Source organism: Agromyces sp. P1_H4, assembly GCF_056405255.1.
In genome coordinates this window covers 1-9,218 of the sequence record NZ_JBFUCL010000132.1, presented here as the reverse complement: position 1 = coordinate 9,218, position 9,218 = coordinate 1, and the positions used below count along the sequence as shown (strand labels likewise).

Annotated in this window: 12 protein-coding genes; 5 read left to right on the top strand and 7 right to left on the bottom strand. The window is 71.5% G+C overall.

Annotated elements, in window-relative coordinates; genetic code table 11:
- The coding region (locus tag AC1DY2_RS09870; protein WP_476762259.1) for a hypothetical protein at positions 1-246 on the top strand (246 nt) is incomplete at its 5' end.
- 39 nt (positions 247-285) lie between these two features.
- Positions 286-1,341: a family 43 glycosylhydrolase gene (locus AC1DY2_RS09865; protein WP_476762258.1), complete on the top strand. Its 1,056-nt coding sequence runs from the start codon at positions 286-288 to the stop codon at positions 1,339-1,341.
- A gap of 48 nt (positions 1,342-1,389) precedes the next feature.
- On the opposite strand, the gene AC1DY2_RS09860 is transcribed toward AC1DY2_RS09865, so the two are convergent.
- Positions 1,390-2,004, bottom strand: coding sequence for a dihydrofolate reductase family protein (locus AC1DY2_RS09860; RefSeq protein WP_476762257.1), 615 nt, complete (start codon positions 2,002-2,004; stop codon positions 1,390-1,392).
- Between the two features lie 138 nt (positions 2,005-2,142).
- Here AC1DY2_RS09860 and AC1DY2_RS09855 point away from each other — a divergent pair, with 138 nt between their 5' ends.
- On the top strand, positions 2,143-3,021 hold the full coding sequence (locus AC1DY2_RS09855; RefSeq protein WP_476762256.1) for an intradiol ring-cleavage dioxygenase: 879 nt from the start codon (positions 2,143-2,145) through the stop codon (positions 3,019-3,021).
- Positions 3,022-3,047: 26 nt separating this feature from the next.
- Here AC1DY2_RS09855 and AC1DY2_RS09850 read toward each other — a convergent pair whose 3' ends face one another.
- Both AC1DY2_RS09850 and AC1DY2_RS09845 read right to left on the bottom strand, forming a co-directional pair.
- On the bottom strand, positions 3,048-3,821 hold the full coding sequence (locus AC1DY2_RS09850; protein WP_476762255.1) for an SDR family oxidoreductase: 774 nt from the start codon (positions 3,819-3,821) through the stop codon (positions 3,048-3,050).
- Positions 3,822-3,864: 43 nt separating this feature from the next.
- On the bottom strand, positions 3,865-4,779 hold the full coding sequence (locus tag AC1DY2_RS09845) for a LysR family transcriptional regulator (protein WP_476762254.1): 915 nt from the start codon (positions 4,777-4,779) through the stop codon (positions 3,865-3,867).
- Positions 4,780-4,879: 100 nt separating this feature from the next.
- Here AC1DY2_RS09845 and AC1DY2_RS09840 point away from each other — a divergent pair, with 100 nt between their 5' ends.
- Positions 4,880-5,815: an aldo/keto reductase gene (locus AC1DY2_RS09840; protein ID WP_476762253.1), complete on the top strand. Its 936-nt coding sequence runs from the start codon at positions 4,880-4,882 to the stop codon at positions 5,813-5,815.
- A gap of 7 nt (positions 5,816-5,822) precedes the next feature.
- Here the strand turns inward: AC1DY2_RS09840 and AC1DY2_RS09835 are convergent, their stop codons facing one another.
- Positions 5,823-6,524: an endonuclease/exonuclease/phosphatase family protein gene (locus AC1DY2_RS09835; protein WP_476762252.1), complete on the bottom strand. Its 702-nt coding sequence runs from the start codon at positions 6,522-6,524 to the stop codon at positions 5,823-5,825.
- A 72-nt stretch (positions 6,525-6,596) separates the two neighbouring features.
- Positions 6,597-6,989: a cupin domain-containing protein gene (locus AC1DY2_RS09830; protein ID WP_476762251.1), complete on the bottom strand. Its 393-nt coding sequence runs from the start codon at positions 6,987-6,989 to the stop codon at positions 6,597-6,599.
- Positions 6,990-7,087: 98 nt separating this feature from the next.
- Between AC1DY2_RS09830 and AC1DY2_RS09825 the strand changes: the two genes are divergently transcribed.
- On the top strand, positions 7,088-8,068 hold the full coding sequence (locus tag AC1DY2_RS09825) for an ArsR/SmtB family transcription factor (protein WP_476762260.1): 981 nt from the start codon (positions 7,088-7,090) through the stop codon (positions 8,066-8,068).
- Between the two features lie 114 nt (positions 8,069-8,182).
- On the opposite strand, the gene AC1DY2_RS09820 is transcribed toward AC1DY2_RS09825, so the two are convergent.
- Complete coding sequence (locus AC1DY2_RS09820) at positions 8,183-8,896, bottom strand: response regulator (RefSeq protein ID WP_476762250.1); 714 nt, start codon at positions 8,894-8,896, stop codon at positions 8,183-8,185.
- Positions 8,893-9,218 (bottom strand): sensor histidine kinase (locus AC1DY2_RS09815; RefSeq protein WP_476762249.1); only part of this gene is annotated, 326 nt, incomplete at its 5' end. The genes AC1DY2_RS09820 and AC1DY2_RS09815, both read right to left, overlap by 4 nt.

Sequence of the window (9,218 nt, the reverse complement as noted above, 5' to 3'; positions counted from 1 at the left end):
GTCGTGCCCGTCGGAGCCACCGCGTCGATCGAGCTGCCCGACGGCTCGACCGTCGACGACGTGCCGGCAGGACGGCACTCGTTCACGTGCACCGTGCGCGACGCGGCATCCGACCCGGCGAGGCCACGCAAGCGCTGGCGCGGCGGCCCCCACGAAGACGAGCGGGCGGACGCCGGGGCCGGTCCGGTCGCGGTCGACGCGCCCGACGCCACCGACGCCACCGACCCCGCCGTCAGCGTCGCCTGACCACCGCACGACCGACTCGACCTCTCCGAAGGGACCGCAGTGCAGCATTCGATCAGACCCGGCCAGCCGTGGCTCGACACCGACGGCAACCGGATCCAGGCCCACGGCGGATCCGTCATCACCGTGGGCGACACGTTCTACTGGTACGGCGAGAACAAGGAGCGCACCGCTCCGGGCAACGGCATCTGGCACTGGGGCGTGCGGTGCTACTCCTCGAAGGACCTCTACAACTGGCAGGACCTCGGCACCATCCTGCCGCCGGTGCTCGACGACGAGGCGCACCCGCTGCATCCCGCCCAACTCGCCGACCGGCCCCACATCATCCACAACGCCGCGACGGGCAAGTTCGTGTGCTGGGTGAAGGTCATGCATCGCAACGGGGAGCAGCGCTCGAGCGTCTTCACGGCCGACGACATCCTCGGTCCGTACGAGCTCGTGACCCGCGGCATCAAGCCGCTCGGCATGAACGCGGGCGACTTCGACCTCGTGGTCGAGCCGTCCGACGGCAAGGCGTACTACATCTTCGAGCGCGTGCACAGCGAGCTCATCGTCGCCGACCTGAACGACGAGTACACGGATGTCACGGGCTACTACTCCACGCACTTCCCGCGGCTCCAGCCGCCGCTCGTGCGGGAGGCCCCGGCGTACTTCCGCCGGAAGGGCCGCCACTTCCTCGCTACCTCCGGAACGACGGGTTACTTCCCGAACCCCTCGGAGTTCGCGACGGCCGACTCGTATCACGGGCCATGGACCGTGCTCGGCGACGCCCACCCCGGCGACGACTCGCGCACGTCGTTCCGGTCGCAGATCTCGTCGATCTTCGCGCACCCGCACCGACGCGACCTCTACATCGCGATCGCCGACCGATGGGTGGTCTCGCCGCCCGACGACCTGCCCGACATCCAGGCCCTGTTCGAGGAGGTGTTCCGGGTCGACCTCGAAGGCCCCCGCGAGTGGGGTGCCATCGACCTCGGCGAGCCCGACACGTCGCTCGCCGACTACGTGTGGCTGCCGATCCGGTTCGACGGAGACCGCCCGTACATCGACTGGCGCGACGAGTGGACGATCGAGGAGTACCCGGCCCTCGAGGGATGACGAACGGCGAGCGGATGCCGCGGGCGGCAGCGGCCTCGCGCAGCGGCCCTATCCCTCGCTGATGTCGATGCCCGTGCGGGGTGCGCCCGCGCGCTCGTAGAACAGTGCGATCGCCCCCTTGGGGAACGCCCGCGGCGGCTCCGCGAGCCGGAACGCCGCGGGCACGCCTCGGCCGTCGGCGAAGAGCCGCTTGCCCGATCCGAAGGTGAGCGGGTAGAGGTAGAGGTTCAGCCGGTCGACGAGGTCGGCCTCGAGCAGCGAGCGGGCGAGGTCGCCGCTGCCGACCACGTGGATGTCGTCGAAGCGGTCCTTCAGCGCGGCCACCTCCGCGACATCCGACAGCGCCGTCGTGCCCTGCCACGCGGGATCGGTGAGCGATCGCGACACGACGAACTTCGGCAGCGCGTTGAACGTCACCGCGATCGGGTCGTCGTCGCCGCGGTTCGGCCAGAACCCCGCGAAGATGTCGTAGGTCTTGCGGCCGAGCAGCAGCGCGTCCATGCGATCGATGCCGGCGGCGATCACCTCGCCGGACTCGTCGTCGAAGTAGGCGCCCTGCCAGCCGCCGTACTCGAAGCCGCCCTCGCGGTCCTCGTCGGGCCCGCCGGGCGCCTGGTAGACGCCGTCGAGCGTGATGAACAGGTCGACCGAGATGGTTCCCATGCTGAGCTCCCTCGCGTGATGGAGGCCGCACCCGCGCGGTCCGGCCATCGGCGCCTCCATCATAGGAAACGCACCGGCCGCGCACAGCGGCGTGCCGGACACCCGGGCGATGCTGTCCTCTCCGGAGAGGAGCACGACATGACCACCGACCCCCGCTGGATCGACGAGCACGGCCACGAGATCGACGAGGACCACCGCGGCCTCGTCTACGACATCCGCACCCTGGTCGACCGCCGCCGCGCGCTCGGCCTGTTCGGCGGCATCGGCGTGACCGCCCTGCTGGCCGCGTGCGCGAGCCCCGAGTCCCGCAGCGGCGCGACCGCCGCGACGAGYGCGACCCCGAGCCCGAGCGCGAGCGCGTCCGCCAGCGCGTCGGCCGCGGCATCCGACCCCCTTGCCGAGGTGCCCGACGAGACCGGGGGCCCATACCCCGGCGACGGCTCGAACGGCGTGAACGTGCTGGACGACTCGGGCATCGTGCGCAGCGACATCCGCTCGAGCTTCGGCTCGTCGACGACGGTCGCGGCCGGCGTGCCGCTCACCATCGCGCTCACGGTGCGGGATGCCGCGACGGGCAGCGCGCTCGTGGGCGCGGGCGTCTACCTCTGGCACTGCGACCGTGACGGTGACTACTCCCTGTACTCGCGTGGGGTCGAGGGCGAGAACTACCTGCGCGGCGTGCAGGAGACCGACGCGACCGGCACGGTGCGCTTCACGTCGATCTACCCGGCGTGCTACTCGGGCCGGTGGCCGCACATCCACTTCGAGGTCTATTCGGATATCGCGAACGCCGTGGCGTCGGGGCCGATCGTGAAGACGTCGCAGATCGCCCTGCCCGAGGAGGTGAACGACCTCGTGTACGCCGCCTCGGGCTACGAGCAGAGCGTGCGCAACCTGGCGCAGACGAGCCTCTCGCGCGACATGGTGTTCGGCGACGACGGCGGCATCCACCAGATCGCGAGCATGTCGGGATCGGTCGCCGGGGGCTACACCGCGGCACTGACGATCGGCGTGTAGACGCCGACGGATGCGCGGCMCTGCGGTCACATCGTGGGGCGCAGGCCGCCGTCGATCACGAAGTCCGCGCCGGTCACGTTGCCGAGCCGCGTGCTCGCGAGGATGGCGATGAGGTCGCCGACCTCCTCGGGCTGCGTGAACCGACCCGTCGGCGACTGCCCGGCCGCGCCGCGCTCGACGTCGGCGGCATCGGCGCCGGTCGCACGCGACACGGTCGCCGCGACACCGTGCTCACCGAGCCACAGGTCGGTGGCCACCGGCCCGGGACTCACGGAGTTGACGCGGATGCCGCCCGGAGCGAGCTCCTTCGACAGCGACTTCGAGAAGCTGAGCAGCGCGGCCTTCGCGGCGCTGTAGTCCATGACGAGCGGGTCCGCGAGCAGCGAGTTCTCGGAGGCGACGTTCACGATCGCGCCGCCGGCCGTCATGCGGGGGATCGCCGCGCGGGTGAGGCGCACGGCCGCCAGCACGTTCAACGTGAACGTGCCCAGCCAATCCTCGTCGGCGATCGAGGCGAAGCCCGCGGGTCGCACGGGCGCCGAGCCGACGTTGTTCACGACGGCGTGGATCTCGCCGTCGACCGCGTCGATGAGCCGCTGCGGCCCGTCGGCGGTGCCGAGGTCGACCTCGACGAATGAGAATCCGTCGCGCCCCTCGAGCGCACGGGTGTCGTCGTTGGCGCTGCGCGAGCCGGCGACGACGAGCGCGCCCTCGTCGAGCAGCGCCCGCACGGCGGCGAGCCCGATGCCCTTGCCCGCTCCGGTGACGACGACGGTCCTGCCTGCGAGCCCGAGATCCATGGTCGTCACCCTAGTGGCGCCCGATGACGCAGGACAGGGCGGATCAGGCCGATCGCGCCGCGAGGGCTTCGTCGTCTCGGGATCGGAGTTCGCCGTCGAGGATCTCGAGGAGGAGCGATGCGCCGGCGGCGGCCGGAGTCGCGGTGACCGCCGACACGATCCACTGCGGCGTCGACGCAGGGGGCAGCTGCAGCATCGCCAGGCCGGCCGCCCGCGGCTTCGATGCCACATGCTGCGGCACGAGCGCGACGCCAAGGCCGCGCTGCACGAGGTCGAGCAGCGTGTGCACGTCGTTCACGGTGCAGCGCACGCGCCGCGCGACGGACTGCTCCGCGCACGCGGCATCGTTGAGGGAGCGCACCGCCCACGACTCGTGGAAGTCGATGAAGTCGACGTCGCGCAGGTCGGCCCAGTCGAGGCGGGCGGATGCCGCGAGCGGATGCTCGGGCGGGCAGAGCAGCACGACGGGGCGGCGCCCCAGCTCGGTGCGGGTCATGCGCGCCAGGTGGTCGGTGGCCGCGACGAATGCGACGTCGAGTTCGCCGTCGCGGACGCGGCCGACGAGGTCGTGCGACCCGGCCTGGGTGAAGTGGATGTCGACGAGCGGGTAGCGTCGGCGGAACCGCTCGAGCAGCGGCGGCACGTCGACGATGCCGAGGCACTGCTCGGTGCCGACCCGCAGCTGCCCCGAGAGTTCGTTCGTGGCGCGCACGACGGCGTCGCGGCCGGCGGTGGCCTGGGCGAGCATCGCACGCGCGTGGGGGAGCAGGGCCAGTCCGGCATCCGTCGGCTCGACGCGGCGCGTGGTGCGCGTGAAGAGCGTCGTGCCGAGCTCGTCCTCGAGGCTCCGGATGGCCGCCGAGAGGCCCGACTGGGACACGTGGCACAGGGCGGCGGCTCGGGTGAACTGCTGCTCGTCGGCGAGGGCCACGAGGTACTCCATCTGCCGCAGGTCCATTTATGACTCTCGCTTCTCAATGCCATCAAGCAAATTTGTTGGACTTCTAGCATGGGCGCGCCTAGCGTGAACACGCAACCCCACGACAGCTGAGGACTACATGAAGACCTTCACCCTCCCGGGCACCGACATCACCGCGCCGAACGTCGTGCTCGGCCTCATGCGCATCCCCGACAAGACCGACGACGAGATCCGCGAGCTCGTCCGCACCGCGCGCGACGCGGGCATCGACTTCGTCGACCATGCCGACATCTACGGGCGCGAGCTGCACGAGTGCGAGCGCCGGTTCGCCGAGGCCATGCAGCTCACCCCGTCGCAGCGGGCCGAGTACACGATCCAGAGCAAGGCCGGCATCGTCAAGGACGGACCGTACTTCGACTTCTCGTACGAGCACCTCGTCGAGTCGGTCGAGGGCTCGCTGGCCGCGCTCGGCACCGACTACCTCGACATCCTGCTGCTGCACCGCCCCGACGCGCTCGTCGAGCCCGAGGAGGTCGCCCGGGCGTTCGACGACCTCGAAGCGGCCGGCAAGGTGCGCGCATTCGGCGTCTCGAACCACACGCCGAGGCAGATCGACCTGCTGAAGCGGTACGTACGCCAGCCCATCGTGGCCAACCAGCTGCAGCTCTCGATCACGCATGCGCCGATCATCAGCCAGGGCGTCGCGGCGAACATGGCCGCCGAGGGGCAGTCCGCCACGCTGGATGGCGGCGGCATCGTCGACTACTGCCGGCTCAACGACATCACCGTGCAGGCATGGTCGCCGTTCCAGGCGGGATTCTTCACGGGCGTGTTCCTCGGCTCGCCCGAGTACGCCGAGCTCAACGCGGTGATCGACCGCCTCGCCGCCGCCTACGACGTGCCGCCGATCGCGATCGCCACGGCGTGGATCACGCGGCATCCGGCGAACATGCAGGTCGTGCTCGGCACGACGAGTCCCGAGCGCGTGGCGGCCGCCGCGCAGGGATCGGACATCCCGCTCACCCGCGCCGAGTGGTACGAGCTGTTCCGCGCTGCGGGCCACCTCGTGCCCTAGGGGGCGCTCAGCTGGCGAGGTCCTCCTCCGCCACCACGGCGGCCGCATACCGCGTCTCGACGAGGATCGGCAGGTGGTCGGAGGAGCCTCGCGGCAGCGTCTCGACCCGGTCGATCTCGAAGCCGACGGACGTGGCGAGGTCGAAGTGCCCGCGGAAGAACTTGTACCGCGTGTACGTGCGGCTGTCGCTGAGGTTCAGCTCGTAGCCGACCTCGCGCACCTTCTCGGCGAGGTTGTCCTTGAACACCGGGTAGTTGTAGTCGCCCACCATGAGGGTCGGCAGGCCGGGTCCGAGCAGCTGCAGCTCGCCGAGGGCGGCACGGATCTGGTGCCGGCGCAAGGAGTTCAGGGCGGTGAGCGGTGCCGCATGGAACGACGCGACGACGAGCTCGCGCTGCGCCTCGAGGTCGAACAGGCGCACGCCGATGAGCCGTTCGTGCGCCGGACGCAGCAGGTGATCATGCAGCGACTTCTTCAGTGCCACCGCGCGCGTCGCACGGCCCTCGAAGCGGTCGGCCCGGTAGTACACGGCGAGGCCCAGCCGGTTGCCGGAGGTCGAGGTCGCCAGCTCGAGCCGGCCCACATGCTCGGGCAGGTCGGTGGTGTCGCACTCCTGCAGGCAGATGAGGTCGGGCGTGTACCGCTCGTCGAGCGCCGCGAGCTCGTTGATGGCGCGATGCTTCCGCAGGTTGTAGCTGACGACCTTCACTCGCCCAGCCTACGCAGGCAGCGGGGTCTGGTGGCCGCGAGCTCGCCGTGAACCTGCAGGGTCGATACCCGCTCAGTCCTCGAGGTTCTMCTGGATCATCACGTCCGAGGCGTGGATGCACACCATGCGCAGGCGTCCGGTGCCCGAGTTCGTGAAACCGTGCCAGGTCTGCTCCGGCACCGTCGCGGTGTCGCCCGCGGTCGCCTCGAGCTCGGCGTCGCCGATCGTGATGCGCGCCTCGCCCTCGAGCACGATCCACGTCTCGGTGTACGGATGCCGGTGCAGGCCCGGTCCCTGCCCCGGGTCGTTATCCACCAGGAAGTACGAGATCCCGGCGCCGTGGTCGCGGCCCTCGAAGCGCAGGGTGCGCCCGGTGCCGAATCGAAGCTCGTCGGCCCCGACGAGGCGGGGTGCGGCTGATCCGGCGGCATCCGGTGGGGTGGCGGTGGGTTCGTCGGCTGCCATGACGGCCTTCCTCTCCGGTTCCGGATGCCGCTGCGGCATCCGTTTCCCTCACCCTCCGCCTGCGCGCCACGACTCGGTAGCATTTCGACGTGGATCGAATGTTCGTGGACTTCCGGCTCGCGCCCGACGACATCTCGGCGATCCGGTTCGGCATCTCGCCGGGGCATGAGCTGTGCCACGCGGTGCGGGTGCTGCAGCGGCCCGACGAGCAGCCGCTGCAGTGGGGCTGGGTCCGCAACGTGCGCGGCGACGTGCCGCGCGAGGCGTTCGAGCTCATGGCGCTGGTCATCGGCGCCGACGGCTACTTCCCCGACTTCCTCACCGCCACGCCAAGCTGGGACATGGGCCCCGACGACGAGGTGCGGCGGCTGCGGGCGGTGCCGCCAGAGCTGTTCCGGGCCGACCTCGCGAAGATGCTCGCCCGGTCGTCGGGTCGACGGCACGAGGCGATCGCGCGCCTCCGTGACGAGCCGGTGCGGGCGCGCAGCATGATCGCCGACGCGTGGCAGGAACTGTGGGACGCGCTGCTCGCGCCCGTCTGGGTGCAGGTCGAGCGGATCCTTCGCGCCGACATGGCCGTGCGGGCACGCCGGGTGACGACCGCCGGCCTCGGTGCGATGATCGACGGGCTGCACGAGTCCGTGAGCTGGCAGGGCGAGCTCGTCAGGGTGCGGCTCCGGCTGCACCACGAGTTGGTCGACTGCCGCGGCAGCGGGCTCGTGCTCGTGCCGTCGGTGATGAGCTCCCATCGCAGCCAGGTGCTCACCGAGCCGCCCGCCCAGCCGACCCTGTTCTACCCGGCGCAGGGGATCACCGAGACGTGGGCTCGCGACCCCGAGTCAGCGACGCGGTCGCTCGCGGCGCTGATGAGCCCCGCGCGCGCCGAGATCCTGCTCACCGCCCACGACTCCCGCACGACGTCGCAGGTGGCGGCCGACTGCGGACTGGCCGTGTCGACGGCGTCGCACCACCTCACCGTGCTCCGCAACAGCGGGCTCATCGCGAGCGTGCGGGACGGCGCCCGGATGCTGCACACCCGCACACCCGTGGGAGAGGCGCTCGTCGGGGCGGCGCTCTAGGGCGAGCGGTGCGCGGGTCGTCGGGCCGCAGGGCGGCGGGACGCAGCATCCGTCCGCGTCCCGCCGCGGTCTCAACGCCGAACGGCGATGCGCCCGAGGCTACGTGAGCGCCGCTCAGCTCGCGTCAGGGTCGGTCCTGAGCCGGGATGCTCCGTTGGCGCCGGCACGACCGCTCTCGTACGCCCAGATGGCCACCTCGACGCGGTTGCGCGCGCCGACCTTGGCCATGAGGCTCGCCAGGTGCGTCTTGACGGTGCTGAKCGAGATGTGCAGCTCGCTCGCGACCTCGGGGTTGCCGAGGCCGCGTGCGACCGCGGCGAGCACGTCCTCCTCGCGCGGGGTGAGCGGCTCGATGGGCTGCGCCGGCGGGGTCGGGGCGGCGGCGGGCGAGGCGGACGCCGACCCCGCGAACGTCTCGATGAGCCGCACCGTGACGTTGGGGTCGATGAGCGCGTCGCCGCGCGCCGCCGCGTGCACGGCCTGGGCCAACAGGGCGGGACCGGCGTTCTTGAGCAGGAATCCGCGGGCCCCGGCGCGCAGGGCGGCGTACACGTACTCGTCGAGGTCGAACGTGGTGATCACCACGACGGGGATCGGGTGCTCGACGCCGGGCCCGGCGAGGGCGAGCGTCGCCGCGATGCCGTCGAGCACCGGCATCCGGATGTCGAAGAGGCACACGTCGGGCTGGAGGTCGCGGGCGAGCGACACCGCCTCGGCCCCGTCGCTCGCCTCGCCGACGACCTCGATGCCGGGCTGCGCGTCGAGGATCATGCGCAGGCCGGTGCGCACGAGCTCCTGGTCGTCGGCGATGAGCACGCGCACGCTCATGTGGACCATCCGGCGCGGGGGAGGGCCACGGCGACCGACCAGCCGCCTCCGGGTGCGGCACCGGCCGTGAAGGTGCCGCCGAGCAGGGCGGCGCGCTCGGCCATGCCACGGAGGCCGTAGCCGGGGGTTCCGGATGCCGCGGGCTCGCCGTCGTCGTGCACGTCGACCCGGATCCCGTCGGCGTCGGCGACGACGGCCACGTCGACCCGGGTGGCGCCCCGCGCGTGACGTCGCGCGTTCGTCACTCCTTCCTGGGCGATGCGGTAGACCGTCGCGGCCACGACCGGCGGCACGTCGGCGAGATCGCCCTCGAGTCGCACGT